The following is a 13,546-nucleotide window of genomic DNA, read 5'->3' as shown; positions in this document are numbered from 1 at the left end:
GCAGTTTGGAAGGCGGGAGCGCGTTCTCCCGCCTTCAATTCAATGGAGGGGTCCACTTGGCTGGAAATCTGTTTTCGCAAAAAGACTCCATAAGCATTAGATCCGGAGATTTGTCCATTGCAGAGAGGGGAATCCGTGTGATCGTCGGCCTGGAGGTCGCCGGAGTGCTGTTAGCGATAGCTCGATTCATGACCAATAGCTACGTTCCGGATGACTTTGTGGCGAGTGTCCCATCGCTAATTCTCCTTTCAGTCATTGTTGTCTTGATCGTCCTCGCTGCTCCATCCCTTTGGAGATTCGAACCTCGCGGCTATAAGCTCACCTATTGGCTACTTAGCTTACAGCTGATCTGCGTTCTAGGTCCTCACATTTCGTACGCCGTTTATTTTCCATTCATCGCCTGGGTCGGATTCCTCAAGCAGGGATTCAACGTGCAGATTTTTGGATTCGGATTTGACGGAATTACTTCTTTGAGAGTCTCTGCAGAGACTACCGAAATGCCAAATGCGCTTGGAATCAACTTAGCGGCGATTGGTTTAATGGTTTTATTAAGCAGGTTGCGCATCCAACGAGCGCGCGCATTGGTCATCGCTGACCAGATAGAAACGATCAGAAGATCGACCCGTCCACCTACCGACGAAATTCATTAGAAAGGGCGCTTGAAAAGCAAATGTACAACAACCCAACCGAACTCTCCGTCACCTATTCTCCCGGCCGCAGGTGGCTCAATCTGCTGCTGTTTGCAGTCATAATGGTACTTGGAGGGCTGAGGCTCTATGAAGGGATAACTAGCGACAAGACACCAACTATTCTCTACGGTCTGGCGTTCATAGCTCTCTCCGTTTTCGGTGCCCTGCAGCTTCTCCGCTATCGCGTGATCGTTGGCGACGGCTATATCGAACAACATGCCCTATTCGGAGGTGGGCGGTTAGTCTATACTGAGATACTTCAGGCGAAAGAGCGCAAGCGGACCTTGCACCTCATGGGCCCGACTCAGGAAGTTCGCATCCGAAGCGACATTGAACGGTTCGATGAGGTAACTCAAAAAATCTCGGCCAAGTTAAACGCTTTGCCAGTCCTCCGGACGGAGGGGAATCTCACCAAGTGGGGGATAGCTGACCGGGATGATGAGGGGAGATTAGTCAAACGGTGAGCGCTCCCAAGTTGACCGATCCAATCTATTGTCCGACCCGCGCCAAGTGGCGCGCATGGCTTAAAAAGAACCATGCGACTGCCCCCGATGTCTGGCTCGCTTATTACAAACGACACACCGGGAAGCCATCGATAACGCATGATGAGGCGGTCGAAGAAGCAATCTGCTTTGGATGGATAGATACGACTGTCCGGCGGATCGACGAAGATTCCTTTGCTCATCGCTTTACTCCGCGCCGCAAAGGGTCGGTCTGGTCTGTGCCGAATCGCGAACGGTTCGCCAGGATGGAGAAGGCAGGGATGATGACCGATGCCGGAAAGGCGGCACTGAAGGACGACTCACCGACCTATACAAGCACCATTCGCAACCTCCCGCCGATCCCAGTTCCGGCGGACTTGAAGAAGGCATTGGCCGAAAACAAAGAAGCTGCGGAAAACTTCAAGAAACTCACGGAAAAGTACCGCCAGATGTGCTTCCGCTGGATCACCCTCGCGAAGCGCCCGGAGACCCGCACCAAGCGAATCGCTGAATTTGTTGACCTGACTGCCAGGAAAAAGCGATTTGGGATGAAGTAGGGCAGTTAGTCCACCCCGGCAGGTCACACGCTGGCGATTCAAGATTACAGATTGGTGCTTGTGAAGTCGGGCGAGCGCAAGACCTTCCGGAACAGGGCGGGGACCCGGGAACGAAGTAAGAAGCCAATCGACAATCACTAAATGAAAAGGGCCCCGAACGGGGCCCTTGATGTATCGAAACCGTACCCCACCCTAACCGGCGGGGTGAAAAAATCACTTCTTCAGCTTCTCTTCGACGATCCGCTGCGTATCCTGCGCGATCACCAACTCTTCGTTGGTCGGGATCACCAGCACGCGGACCTTTGAGTCCGGAGTCGAGATATCCATCTCTTTTCCGCCGACCGCATTGTTTTTGGCCTCGTCGATCTTAATTCCCATCCGCTCCATACCAGAGCAGGAGAGAGCGCGGACCACCGAGGAGTTTTCGCCGACACCGGCGGTGAAGATAAGGGCGTCCAGATCGCCCAGTACCGCCCAGTAGGAGCCGATATACTTCTTGATGCGATAGCAAAAGATATCGAGCGCCAGCTTGGCATTACTGTTGCCGCCATCGGCCGCGGCTATGATCTCGCGCATATCCGAGGAGACACCCGATATGCCGACCAAGCCGGAATGCTTGTTCAGCATGGTGTTGCCTTCGTGCAGCGACAGCTCTTCGCGCGCCATGATATGCAGGATGATCGCCGGATCAAGATCTCCGGAACGAGTCCCCATCAGAAGACCTTCGAGCGGGGTGAACCCCATCGAAGTGTCAACCGAGATGCCTTTGTCGACTGCGGCCATTGAGGCGCCATTCCCCAAATGCGCTGTGATCAGCTTCAGTTCTTCCTGCGGTTTCCCGAGCATATGCGCTGCACGGGTGCATACATACTTGTGGGAGGTTCCATGGAACCCATATCTGCGGATGGCATACCGTTTGTAGAAAACGTACGGAATGCCATAAATGTACGCGTGGGGGGGCATCCGCCAGTGGAAAGCCGTATCAAACACCGCCACCTGCGGCACTTTCGGCATAGTTTTGAGACAAGCGTTGATACCGCGGATATTGTGCGGGTTGTGCAACGGTGCCAATTCAATCAACGAACGAAGGGTAGACATCAGGTCCGGTGTGATCAGGACTGAGTCAGTGAATTCTTCGCCGCCATGCACCACTCGGTGACCGATCGCGTCGATCTCGTTCTTATCTTTGATAACGCCATGATTGGGGGAGAGGAGCATCGAAACGACATATTCAACCGCGACGATATGGTCGAGTATTTCTGCCGAGACTTTGATCTCCGGACGGTCCCACGGTTTGTGCGTAAGAACTGATTCGGACATTCCAATACGCGAGACCAGACCTTTGGCCAGCGCTATTTGCGAATCAGTGTCGATCAACTGATATTTGACCGAGGATGAACCGCAGTTGAGGATCAATATCTTCACTTTGTCACCTCCACGACCGTCTTATGGCCGTTAATGCGGTTACCTTCAGCATCATAGGCAAAGAATCCTTTGCCGGATTTGACTCCGAGATGCCCGGCGCGAACCATTTTGCGAAGGATCGGGCACGGGTTGTACTTATGGTCGGAGAGCTCATTGAGCAGATTCATCTCCCAGGACATGACCACGTCGAGGCCCATCATATCGGCAAGCGCCAGCGGTCCGACATTAAAGCCGAAGCCGAGTTTCATGGCCTCATCGATATCTTCAGCCGAGGCGACTCCCTCCATGAGAACATGCATCGCTTCGTTCAGTAGCGGCACAATAATGCGGGTGGTCACATAACCGGGATATTCATTGACCGTGATCCACTTTTTCTCGAGGCTCTGAGCAAACTCTACTGCCTTTTTGAAGGTTAATTCATCGGTTTTCAGCCCTTTGACGATCTCCACCAGCGGGATCTTGGTGACCGGATTAAGGAAGTGCATACCGATCACTTTTTACGGGCGCTCGGTGGCCGCGGCGATCTCAGAGACCGACAGCACGCCGGTATTGGTTATCATGACTGTGTCGGGGCCGCAGATAGCATCCAATTTTTCAAAGAGGGCGCGTTTTTTCTCGCGGTCTTCATAGATCGCTTCAAGCACGATCTCGGCATCTTCAGCAACCGAAAGGTCGCTGGATGCGGTGATTCGTGCGAGGATGGCCTTTTTGTCTGATTTGGTCAGTCCCCAGCGCTTGATCTCGCGATCCATCGATTCGCCGATCCCCTTGATTCCCTTTTCCGCCAGTTTGGTGGTGCGGTCAACCAGAGTAACATCGTGGCCGTTGGTGGCAATCGCTTCAGCGAGGCCTTGCCCCATCACTCCGGCGCCGATTACGACTATTTTTGATTTCGCCATAGCTCAGTCCATAATTGTGAAATATGTAACAAACATTTTTTCGCCTACCCTATATAGGCATTTCCTGTATCGGTGCAAGTCATATTTATATAAAGAACTAAGGTGGAGAATGACGGGAAAAGTAGTCAATTTCTGTACTTGCGGGTAGAAAGATATGGCTAACCTCAAACCGCGCAGCGGTTGACAGGCGAGCCTCAACTGTATATACTGAGACTAGTCTGTAACGCTTTGGGAGACAATATGTCCAGACTTCTGACCCTCGTTTTGATGGCCGCCCTGGTGGTCGCCACGGTTGCCCCGGAGGCTGATGCCATCTCCAGAGTCGGCCGGAGCCTCAACTATTTGGAGGTTTTTGCCGGGCATGCCAAGCCGGTGGGTGAGGTGGAATTCGTCAACGTGATCGGCCCCGACTACAATTATGATACTGAAGATCTCTATGGATCAACCTATTTCATGGGGGTTGGCCTGGGTCAGGTCCGTGCCGGTCATCTTGGCTGGGGAGTCGGATTCCGATTCACCAAAATGGAGCTCAGTGATGATATCGACGAGTTTTTCACTGGGACCGAGGGGCTCTCGTTTAACCAGTATGATGTCGATCTGAATATCAATTACTATCTGACCGATGTCGCTTCTTCACCGTTTGCCCCCTATGTCGGACTTGGCGTGGCGGCAGGACTGATGTCCCCCCGATTTGAAGAAGACAACTTTGAGTACGACAGTGAACTGAAAGCGTTGGCCGGACTCAATTTTGGATTCGATCTGCGTTTGTCGCAGAATGCCGATGGTTCGCAGGTCAGCCTGGTTTCAATGAATCGCTACGACTTCATGTCGACCTCAGAGCGTCCGCATTATCTGAATATCGGTGTCGCTCTTCGGTATTACGTCAGACCTTAACAAGGATATAGCCGGTGAGACACAGCTTCTCCTCACGCACATTGTTGACCCTGTTCGCTCTCGGCATTTTGGTGGCATGCCTGGCGGGTTGCAGTTCGGATAAGCCGAACCAGCCGTCGGTCACCAAACCGGATATCACTACATTCACCGGCGCGCCATCCGATGTTGCCCCGGGTGATTCCGTATTGCTTAGCTATGTGGTAGTTCGTGCGGATTCTCTCAAGCTCTATCCATCAGGTCAGAAGATGACTATTGCCACAACCGGAAGCCTGTACGTGAAGCCGACTTCGGTGACCACATACACGCTCAGAGCGTACAATGCCGGTGGCCAGGATTCAGCGACAGTTTCGGTTTCTATGAATAGTGTGGTTCCGTCGATCACTCAGTTGATCGCCGTTGAAGATACGCTGGTGGTTGGTGATTCTACCCAATTGACCTGGATTGCGCTGCGCGCCGACTCGGTAAAGGTTAATGGTGGCCCCAAACTGCTCCCAGCCACCGGAGGGACTGTCTGGTATGAGCCTCCGCAGAATGGTAATCTGACAATGGTGGCTTACAACAATTACGGGTCGGATACCGCGCAACTCAACCTGCGGATCGAGGTCCCGTATGTTATCCAGACAGTTGACGGTCGGAGCTATTTCATGGGCGAATTTGGCTCCAGCATACAGAATCCACAGATGAGACTTCGAGTCAGGGACTTTCAGGCGGCCAATCTCTATAAGGTCTGGATGAAGTTCCAACTACTCGAAGGCGACGGTTCAATCTCAGCGGAATCACTGCAGACGGCCCCCGCTGGCAACTCACTTCTGACCTATGACTTTTCCGGTACACTGGGACACGCCACGATTCGCGCGATGGTGCCTGGTTACGACACGATCAGCCTATACGTCAGGGCATCGACGATCGCACCCGGAGTCGATTTTCAGGGACAGTATATCAGGAACGGCGACACCTTCGGTGCGGTGAAAGAGATGAATGGCAGCCCACTTGCAGACACTCCCGATCCCAATTCCTGGATCAACTACGTTGACTATGAGTCGCAGCTCGGCGTGGTCGGCATTGTCGCGGACCTGAACCATGATAGTTCATCGCAAGACAGCGAGCCGATAATCGGGGTCATTCTCAATACTATTTACAGCGGCACCACTCAGAGTGGGTGGGGAATTGGATCGACCGTCCAGACGCTTTTGACAGAATATGGGGCAGTGATACCCGAACTTGATCCGACTCCACCTGCGGCCTATCGGTATTTCTGGCCCGGTCTCGGGCTGACTGCCTATACCACAACCGATGCCAGCGAATCTGCGCGTGAAGTGTTTGAAGTGCATCTGGTCGAAGCAGTCCCGGGCGTTAGTTCGTTACCGAATTTGCAGCGTCAGCGCTGAATTGACCTGCTTGACGCGACGGGCGCCAGGCGTGTATATTCGAGACATAACAGAAGTAAGAAAATAGAGGAGACTAACGTGTTCAAAACAGTACTTGTCGCAACTGCGGCACTCATCTTTGCCGAAACAGGATACTCACAAATGGCCAAAACCGAGACCCCGATCCGCAATGAAGCGAATCAGTTCGTCACCCTTGAAACCACCATGGGGAACATGACCCTTGAACTTTACCGCGATGTAGCGCCGGCTCACGCCGACTCGTTTGCTTCGCTGACCAAGAAGGGTTTTTACAACAACGTGAAGTTTCATCGTATCATCGATGGTTTCATGATCCAGGGGGGCGACCCGACTGGTACCGGTACAGGCAACGCCGGCTATACCCTGAAAGCAGAATTCAGCGATCTTCCGCATGTGGATGGAACCCTCTCCATGGCCAGATCATCCGACCCCAATTCTGCCTCATGTCAGTTCTTCATCTGTCTAGGACGTGCGGCCGGTCTCGATAAGGGATACACCGTCTTTGGCCATCTGGTCAACGGGTCCAAGGTTCTGCATGCGCTCGGCAAAGTGCCGGTCGGCCCGCAACCGATGGGTGGCGAAAAATCCCGTCCGCTCCAGGATGTAAAGATCATCAAGGCCTATCTCTCGGATGCTGAGGGGAAACCGTTGGCCGAGAAAAAGGAAGAGCCGAAAGAAGAAAAGAAGTAGTCTGTTCGAGCTCGAATTTTCGTGGTGCAGGCAGGGGATAAGTCCACCTGCCTGTTCTCTTTTGCGCCATAACCGCCGGTTGCCGAACTGAATCGGAACTCCGACCGGAGAGACTCGTTACAAAGGCAGAGATGAAACCCCGCAAATTATCCCTTCTTGGTTCAACTGGCTCGATCGGGAGATCCTGCCTGGATGTCATCAAGGCGCACCCCGGCCAGTTCCAGATCAAGGCGCTGGTCGCATATAGCAATGTCGAATTGCTTGTCGAGCAGTACCGACAGTTCCGCCCGGAGTATCTTTGTCTTGTCGATGAATCGAAATCGAAGCAACTGGCCGCGGCAGTGGCCGGCGAACCGGTGCGGATCTTGATCGGTGCCGATGCCGTTGTCAGCCTGGCTGGCTTGCCCGATGTTGACTTAGTGGTTAATGCGATAGTTGGCGCCGCCGGATTGCGGGCATCGCTTGAAGCGGTCACGCACCATATACCGCTGGCGCTGGCCAACAAGGAATCGTTGGTCGCAGGTGGTCCGATCTTCCGCCCGTTAATCGAATCCGGCCAGGCGCGAATCCTGCCGATTGACTCCGAACATTCCGCAATCTGGCAATCGTTGCTCGCAGGGAAGCGGGAGGAAGTGCGCAACCTGATATTGACTGCCTCCGGCGGGCCATTTCGCGAATTGCCCATCGAGCAGTTTAAGGGGATCACGGTCGAGCAAGCGCTCTGTCATCCGACTTGGAATATGGGGCCAAAGATCACTATCGACTCTGCTACCATGCTCAACAAGGGGCTGGAGATAATCGAGGCGGTCACGCTTTTCGGCGTTTCGGCGTCCAAAATTAAAGTTGTTATTCACCCGCAGTCGGTGGTTCATTCAATGGTCGAGTTTGTAGATTCATCGGTCATCGCGCAGTTATCTCGGCCCGATATGCGCCTGCCAATCAGTTACGCACTGTTCTGGCCCGACCGGGTGAATTCGGAGTTTGGTCGTCTGGATTGGTCCCAGGTGATGAATCTGACCTTTGACAGGCCAGATTTTGAACGATTTCCATTATTGCGGCTGGCTTATGAAGTTGCCGGAACCGGATCGACCCATCCTGCCGTATATAATGCAGCCAACGAAATAGCCGTTGAGGCGTTTCTGAATAGAGCTATCGGTTTTACCGACATATATGAGGTAGTCTCGGCCACGGTCGCTACTCTGGCCCCGATTGCCGACCCAACGATCGCTGACATCCTGGCCGCCGATTCCGAGGCCAGGACCATAGCGCGAAAATCTCTGGAGACCGTTCGATGCTGACAATTCTTTCTTTCGTTTTTGTTCTTGGTATCCTGATCTTCATCCACGAGCTGGGTCACTTCCTGGTGGCCAAGCGAGTTGGGATCAAGGTCGAGAAATTCTCACTCGGATTCCCGCCGAATATCTTTGCCAAGAAGTGGGGAGATACGACCTACTGTATTGGCATCATTCCGCTTGGCGGCTACGTGAAGATGATCGGTGAAAATCCGGATGATGAAACGACCGGATCATCCGAAGAATTCATGTCCAAGACGATCGGCCAGCGGGCGGCGGTGATCTTTGCCGGACCATTCATGAATTATCTGCTCGCGATCGTCATCATGATCGGGATCTACCTGATCGGCGGCAAGCCGGTCTTTGACACTGAACGGGTACTGGTCGGAAATGTCGCCTCAGACGGTCCTGCGGCAGCCGCCGGAATGAAAGAAGGGGACCAGATCATCGCGATCGATGGTACTCCGGTGAGTAGCTTCGACTCACTGCGGCTGGGAATCAATCGGCGTGTCGCCGAGCCGCTGACCCTCGCCTGGGTAAGAGGTACGGACACCATTACCGCGCAAATCACCACCAAGGCCGAGCCGATCATGGATGAAGCGGGAAATATCGACTCGATCGGTGTCATTGGCTTTTCACAGAAAGTGATACGCCGGGAAAGCTACGGCGTTTTCGAATCGGTGAAGTCCGGCTTTGTCATGTCCCATGTTATTGTTTGGGAGACGGTCAAATTCGTCAAGAAATTTGTCACCGGACAGGTCTCTCCGAAGATGATCGGCGGACCGCTCTTTATCGCCAAGCAGTCCGGAAAGGAAGCAGAGAAAGGGGCTTCCAGCCTCTTCTTCTTCATGGCACTGCTCTCGGTTAATCTTGCGGTCCTGAATGTCCTGCCGATCCCGATCCTTGATGGCGGCCATCTGGTCTTTTTGCTGATCGAGAAACTTCGCGGGGAACCGTTGTCGGTCAAGGCCCGGGCGATCGCCCAACAGGTGGGTATGGTCTTCCTGTTCGGCCTGATTATCCTCGTGACATACAACGACATCATGCGTATGTTCAAGGGATTCTAAACTGGCACTTATGGCCGGTTTTCACGTATAAGGCAGAGGATGCATGCTCTCGTCCAACAGGAGTCTGAATGGCAGAGACTAAAAAGATGACCCGCCCCACCCACGATACTCCCCGCCGTCACGGTCGCGGCGATGCTGTCTGGGACAACGTTAAGCAGTTCTTTATAGCTATCGTTCTGGCGCTGGTCATTAAGACCTCGGTAGTAGAGGCTTATAAGATACCTACTTCGTCTATGGAAGATACCCTTCTGGTGGGGGATTTCCTTCTGGCCAACAAATTCGTCTATGGCGCCCGCGTTCCGATGGTAAACTGGCGTATGCCGGCCATTAGCGATCCGCAGCGCGGCGATGTTGTGATCTTCATCTGGCCCGGAGACATGACCACCAAGTATATCAAGCGGTGTGTCGGGTTGCCGGGTGATACCATTCTCGTTAAGGACAAGGTACTTCTGGTCAATGGCCAGCCGTTTCCGAATCCGGAATTCTCCAAGTTCACGAGCAGGGAAGTGGAGCCCCGAAAACCGGGTGGCCAAAACTCACGTGACAACTTTGGTCCGTTCGTCGTACCTCGAGACAATTATTTCATGATGGGGGACAACCGCGACAATTCCTCCGACTCCCGCTTCTGGGGGACCGTGCATAAAGACCTGGTCCTTGGGGAGGCGATGATGGTCCATTGGTCGTGGGATGATTCCGAGTATCCATCCCCTCCGGTCACGTTAAGTGATCCCTTGTCGGTGCCGCGTGTCTTTCTGTTCAATGTAGGGCACTTCTTCGACAAGGTCCGCTGGAGCAGACTGTTTAGTGTCATCAATTAGGGTTATTCGATGAAGCGTATACTCTTCGCGACATTCTTTGTTACATTGGCGCTGGCTTCCAGCCCGGTCCTGGCAGAACTTCCGCTGGTGATCTCGCCCGGAACACACAATTTCGGGAAGATCCCGCAGCATGCGGTAGCCAATAAGCGGTTCTGGATCAAATCGACCGCTCCCAAGCCGATCAAGATTTCCCATGTAATTCCCGACTGCGGCTGTACGAACGTCATGTTGTTGGATTCCACTATTGCTCCCGGTGACTCCGTGGCGCTCGATCTGATTTTCCATTCCCGCGCCTTTGTTGGATACATGACCAAGCGACCGGCGGTGAAAATCGAGGGATCCAACGAGAACGCTGTCATTCAGTTTTATGCTGAGGTGCTGGTCAAACCCGAGACTGCTCGTCCGCTCGTGATGGAGCCGGTGAAGGTCGATGTATCCCAATTTGGCGAGAAGGTACGTCGCAAAGGGACATTCAAATTGACCAATTTCACGGCATTTGATCTGAATATCCAGGTGGTTGATTCAAGCTTCAAGAGTTTCGAGATCAACATTCCTACAGTCATTAAGGCTGGTAAGAGCATTGAGGGGCAGGTAATTGTTCGCAAAGAGTATATTGAAACTGAGTTTGAAGAGGCATTCACTATTGAGTTGAATGACGATGGCCGGACGCGATACGCCATCCCGGTTTTCCGGCTCTACCATCCGAACGCAATGCTGGGGCAAGCAGGCAAATAGAACTCTCCAAAGTCCACCTTTAGCCTGGGTTTGCTCCCGGGCTTTTTTTTGTTTGGCAATTCAGCACTCCGGACGTTTATTGCCGCCCATGTACAGGCTGGCAGTCGAGCATCTCTTCAAACGGTTCGGTGACCGCAAGGTGCTCAATGATATCAATTTCGAGCTCTCCACCGGTGATTCCATGGCCATTGTCGGTGCCAATGGTTCAGGTAAATCGACCCTTCTGATGCTGCTTCTGGCGGCGCTTCATCCCACTAAAGGAAAGATCGGTTACTTCGAAAATGATCGATTGTTGACCGATTCGGAAGTCCGCTCCTGTACCTCGCTGGTTTCTCCTTACCTCAATCTGTATGACAACCTAACGGCAGAAGAGAATCTGGTCTTTTTCTCCACGGTATCGGGCGGGAATATCACCGGGAAAGAGATCAATGCGCTTCTGACACGAGTCGGCCTTGAGGGGAGAGGGCCGGATGCGGTCGGGTCCTATTCATCCGGCATGAAACAGCGCCTGAAATATGCGGTCGCTTTGTTAAATGAACCGGCGTTTCTCTTTCTGGACGAACCGACCTCGAATCTGGATGACGCCGGCAAGAAAATTGTCTTTGAGATCGTGGAAGAGTATCGCGCGAAAACGATCATTTTGATTGCGACCAATGAGAAGGAGGAGCAGGGGTTTGCCCAGAAGCTCTGTCGGGTTAGTCAGTAAGGCGTTTGCCGTCTATGCCAAGGACCTTCGGCTGGAGTTGCGCTCCCGCTACGCGCTGAACGCTATTCTGATGTTTGGCGTGACGACCCTCGTTGTAGTCTCCTTTTCACTGGGACAAGCTGGTCTTCCGTCGAAACTTCTGGCCGCGCTTTTCTGGATCATCATGTTTTTCTCCGCCATGTCCGGCTTGTCGCATGTTTTCGTGCGCGAAGAAGAGGCCGGAACCGCCCTCGTGTTAAAACTTCGCGCCGAACCTGATGCGATCTATTGGGGGAAGCTGATTTTCAATTTCACCCTCCTGGCGATCATGACTGTGATCATTACCCCGATGTTTTTCATCTTCACCGATGCACCAACCGGCAATCTCTTGGCATTCACTATCGTGTTATTGCTTGGGGTGATCGGATTGTGTGGTGCAACTACCGTTATTGCAGCGATCATTGCCAAAGTGGCGGTGAAAGGAGCGCTGTTCGCGGTGCTCTCTTTCCCCGTGCTTGTGGTGCTGCTGCTGCTCCTGGTAGGCGCAAGTACGAAAGTGTTTGATGGAAAGCCGCTGGCCGAAATCTACACCGAGATCCAGGGACTGGTCGCCTATTGTGTCGTGATGATCACCGCTTCGGTCCTGCTCTTCAAGTTCGTCTGGCTGGAATAGCCAAGACAAACCTCACTCGTATCTTAATGCGTCAATCGGGTTGAGTACTGCCGCCTTTCGTGCGGGATAAAAGCCGAAAAATAACCCGACCGCCGCAGAAAAGACAAACGCTACTACCACCGAATCGGCCGTCACAGCAACAGGCCATCCGGCGAATTTAGATATTAGCGAAGAGATGAATACTCCCAGCGCAATTCCTAGTATCCCTCCAAACACGGAGAGCAGAATTGCCTCCACCAAAAACTGCTGCAGGATATCCCGTTTGCGTGCGCCGAGTGAGCGACGGACGCCAATTTCGCGAGTACGTTCCGTCACTGACACCAGCATGATATTCATGATGCCGATCCCGCCTACCAGCAGCGATACTGAGGCGATCGAACCAAGCAATACCGACATGATCTTGGTCGTTTGACCGGCAGTTGCGGCGATCTCAGATTGTGTCCGGATCGTGAAGTCATCCGACTGCCCCGCACTGATCCGGTGACGGATGCGGAAGAGATCACTCACCTGTGACTGCGCCTCTGATATTTGCTCCGGTGTCACCGCAGAGAGGATGATCATCGACACGCGGTCAGAGCCCTGGACTTTCTTTTGCACAGTGGAGAACGGAGCGACGATGATATCGTCCTGATCCTGTCCCATCGCATTCTGTCCCTTTGGGGAGAGGACACCGATGACTTTGAATGGAAGTTTCCCGATCCGGATCGTCTGGCCGATCGGATCCTGATCAGGGTACAGGTTCTCCGCGATCGTCTGGCCGATCACGCAGACTTTGGTAGCAGCACGTTCATCTTGTTCCGTATGTATCATTCCCGATTGGAGTGGCCAGTCTCGGATATCAAAAAACTCGGGTGTGCCTCCCTGGATCTGTGTAGCCCAGTTGAGATTACCGGCGACTACCTGACGATTGGTTCGATTCGACGGTGAGACATAACCGACCGCGGGACATTGCTCTTTGATAGCGGCGACATCCTCCAACGTCAAATTTTGCGCCTGACCGGCTCCCATACTAACCGGACCCTGGAACCCAGCTCCGGGGAAGACCATCAAGACATTTGTCCCCAGACTGGCAATAGAAGACTCAACGGCTATCTGGGCGCCATTGCCGACCGCTACCATGGCAACAACCGCCGCACCGCCGATGACAATCCCGAGCATGGTCAAAAGCGCCCGAGTTTTGTGGCGGACCAGTGAATCCACAGCCGCTCTTATGATCTCTACGAAATGCATATGG

Annotated in this window: 16 protein-coding genes; 12 read left to right on the top strand and 4 right to left on the bottom strand. The window is 53.2% G+C overall.

Features of this window, described 5'->3' with window-relative positions; all coding sequences use genetic code 11:
- The first annotated feature begins 56 nt into the window (after window positions 1-56).
- From IPH75_05945 to IPH75_05935, 3 genes are read left to right on the top strand one after another with little or no spacing between them, the layout of a single operon-like run.
- Window positions 57-650 (top strand): hypothetical protein, encoded by a 594-nt coding sequence (locus IPH75_05945; GenBank protein MBK7141603.1) that lies wholly within the window; start codon window positions 57-59, stop codon window positions 648-650.
- A gap of 20 nt (window positions 651-670) precedes the next feature.
- Complete coding sequence (locus tag IPH75_05940; protein ID MBK7141602.1) at window positions 671-1,153, top strand: hypothetical protein; 483 nt, start codon at window positions 671-673, stop codon at window positions 1,151-1,153.
- Entirely contained in the window at window positions 1,150-1,728 is a 579-nt protein-coding gene (locus IPH75_05935; protein ID MBK7141601.1) for a YdeI/OmpD-associated family protein, read from the top strand. The genes IPH75_05940 and IPH75_05935 overlap by 4 nt, the downstream gene beginning before the upstream one ends.
- A gap of 213 nt (window positions 1,729-1,941) precedes the next feature.
- On the opposite strand, the gene IPH75_05930 is transcribed toward IPH75_05935, so the two are convergent.
- The 3 genes from IPH75_05930 to IPH75_05920 are packed head-to-tail and all read right to left on the bottom strand — an operon-like array spanning window position 1,942 to window position 4,052.
- A complete protein-coding gene (locus tag IPH75_05930; protein ID MBK7141600.1) occupies window positions 1,942-3,153 on the bottom strand; it encodes an acetate kinase in 1,212 nt (403 codons plus the stop codon).
- Window positions 3,150-3,638: a hypothetical protein gene (locus tag IPH75_05925; GenBank protein ID MBK7141599.1), complete on the bottom strand. Its 489-nt coding sequence runs from the start codon at window positions 3,636-3,638 to the stop codon at window positions 3,150-3,152. Before IPH75_05925 ends, IPH75_05930 begins: the two co-directional genes overlap by 4 nt.
- A 12-nt stretch (window positions 3,639-3,650) precedes the next feature.
- Entirely contained in the window at window positions 3,651-4,052 is a 402-nt protein-coding gene (locus IPH75_05920) for an NAD(P)-binding domain-containing protein (GenBank protein MBK7141598.1), read from the bottom strand.
- Between the two features lie 240 nt (window positions 4,053-4,292).
- Between IPH75_05920 and IPH75_05915 the strand changes: the two genes are divergently transcribed.
- The 9 genes from IPH75_05915 (at window position 4,293) to IPH75_05875 (ending at window position 12,312) form a co-directional block, all read left to right on the top strand.
- The gene (locus IPH75_05915) at window positions 4,293-4,946 is read left to right on the top strand and encodes a hypothetical protein (protein MBK7141597.1); all 654 of its coding nucleotides are present in this window, start codon (window positions 4,293-4,295) and stop codon (window positions 4,944-4,946) included.
- 14 nt (window positions 4,947-4,960) lie between these two features.
- Window positions 4,961-6,334 (top strand): hypothetical protein, encoded by a 1,374-nt coding sequence (locus IPH75_05910; GenBank protein MBK7141596.1) that lies wholly within the window; start codon window positions 4,961-4,963, stop codon window positions 6,332-6,334.
- 141 nt (window positions 6,335-6,475) lie between these two features.
- A complete protein-coding gene (locus tag IPH75_05905) occupies window positions 6,476-7,042 on the top strand; it encodes a peptidylprolyl isomerase (protein ID MBK7141595.1) in 567 nt (188 codons plus the stop codon).
- 131 nt (window positions 7,043-7,173) lie between these two features.
- Window positions 7,174-8,340 (top strand): 1-deoxy-D-xylulose-5-phosphate reductoisomerase, encoded by a 1,167-nt coding sequence (locus IPH75_05900; GenBank protein ID MBK7141594.1) that lies wholly within the window; start codon window positions 7,174-7,176, stop codon window positions 8,338-8,340.
- A complete protein-coding gene (gene rseP, locus IPH75_05895; GenBank protein MBK7141593.1) occupies window positions 8,334-9,401 on the top strand; it encodes an RIP metalloprotease RseP in 1,068 nt (355 codons plus the stop codon). The genes IPH75_05900 and rseP overlap by 7 nt, the downstream gene beginning before the upstream one ends.
- An 86-nt stretch (window positions 9,402-9,487) precedes the next feature.
- Window positions 9,488-10,219: a signal peptidase I gene (gene lepB, locus IPH75_05890; protein MBK7141592.1), complete on the top strand. Its 732-nt coding sequence runs from the start codon at window positions 9,488-9,490 to the stop codon at window positions 10,217-10,219.
- Between the two features lie 9 nt (window positions 10,220-10,228).
- Window positions 10,229-10,954, top strand: a complete 726-nt coding sequence (locus IPH75_05885; protein MBK7141591.1) for a DUF1573 domain-containing protein — start codon at window positions 10,229-10,231, stop codon at window positions 10,952-10,954.
- A gap of 88 nt (window positions 10,955-11,042) precedes the next feature.
- Window positions 11,043-11,660, top strand: a complete 618-nt coding sequence (locus IPH75_05880) for an ABC transporter ATP-binding protein (protein ID MBK7141590.1) — start codon at window positions 11,043-11,045, stop codon at window positions 11,658-11,660.
- Window positions 11,629-12,312, top strand: a complete 684-nt coding sequence (locus IPH75_05875; protein MBK7141589.1) for a heme exporter protein CcmB — start codon at window positions 11,629-11,631, stop codon at window positions 12,310-12,312. The genes IPH75_05880 and IPH75_05875 overlap by 32 nt, the downstream gene beginning before the upstream one ends.
- A gap of 12 nt (window positions 12,313-12,324) precedes the next feature.
- On the opposite strand, the gene IPH75_05870 is transcribed toward IPH75_05875, so the two are convergent.
- Complete coding sequence (locus tag IPH75_05870) at window positions 12,325-13,542, bottom strand: ABC transporter permease (GenBank protein ID MBK7141588.1); 1,218 nt, start codon at window positions 13,540-13,542, stop codon at window positions 12,325-12,327.
- Between the last annotated feature and the right edge of the window lie 4 nt (window positions 13,543-13,546).

This window comes from bacterium (genome assembly GCA_016708025.1).
Taxonomy (GTDB): domain Bacteria; phylum Zixibacteria; class MSB-5A5; order GN15; family FEB-12; genus FEB-12.
The sequence above is the reverse complement of the archived record's forward strand: the minus strand, read 5'-3'. Positions and strand labels throughout refer to the sequence as shown.

Excerpts from the sequence above, each read along its gene's own strand:
- IPH75_05905 (MBK7141595.1), top strand. The coding sequence starts at position 6,476 with ATGGCCAAAACCGAGACCCCGATCCGCAATGAAGCGAATCAGTTCGTC.
- rseP (MBK7141593.1), top strand. The coding sequence starts at position 8,334 with ATGCTGACAATTCTTTCTTTCGTTTTTGTTCTTGGTATCCTGATCTTC.
- IPH75_05870 (MBK7141588.1), bottom strand. The coding sequence starts at position 13,542 with ATGCATTTCGTAGAGATCATAAGAGCGGCTGTGGATTCACTGGTCCGC.
- IPH75_05915 (MBK7141597.1), top strand. The coding sequence starts at position 4,293 with ATGTCCAGACTTCTGACCCTCGTTTTGATGGCCGCCCTGGTGGTCGCC.
- IPH75_05900 (MBK7141594.1), top strand. The coding sequence starts at position 7,174 with ATGAAACCCCGCAAATTATCCCTTCTTGGTTCAACTGGCTCGATCGGG.
- IPH75_05885 (MBK7141591.1), top strand. The coding sequence starts at position 10,229 with ATGAAGCGTATACTCTTCGCGACATTCTTTGTTACATTGGCGCTGGCT.
- IPH75_05940 (MBK7141602.1), top strand. The coding sequence starts at position 671 with ATGTACAACAACCCAACCGAACTCTCCGTCACCTATTCTCCCGGCCGC.
- IPH75_05920 (MBK7141598.1), bottom strand. The coding sequence starts at position 4,052 with ATGGCGAAATCAAAAATAGTCGTAATCGGCGCCGGAGTGATGGGGCAA.
- IPH75_05925 (MBK7141599.1), bottom strand. The coding sequence starts at position 3,638 with ATGCACTTCCTTAATCCGGTCACCAAGATCCCGCTGGTGGAGATCGTC.
- IPH75_05880 (MBK7141590.1), top strand. The coding sequence starts at position 11,043 with ATGTACAGGCTGGCAGTCGAGCATCTCTTCAAACGGTTCGGTGACCGC.
- lepB (MBK7141592.1), top strand. The coding sequence starts at position 9,488 with ATGACCCGCCCCACCCACGATACTCCCCGCCGTCACGGTCGCGGCGAT.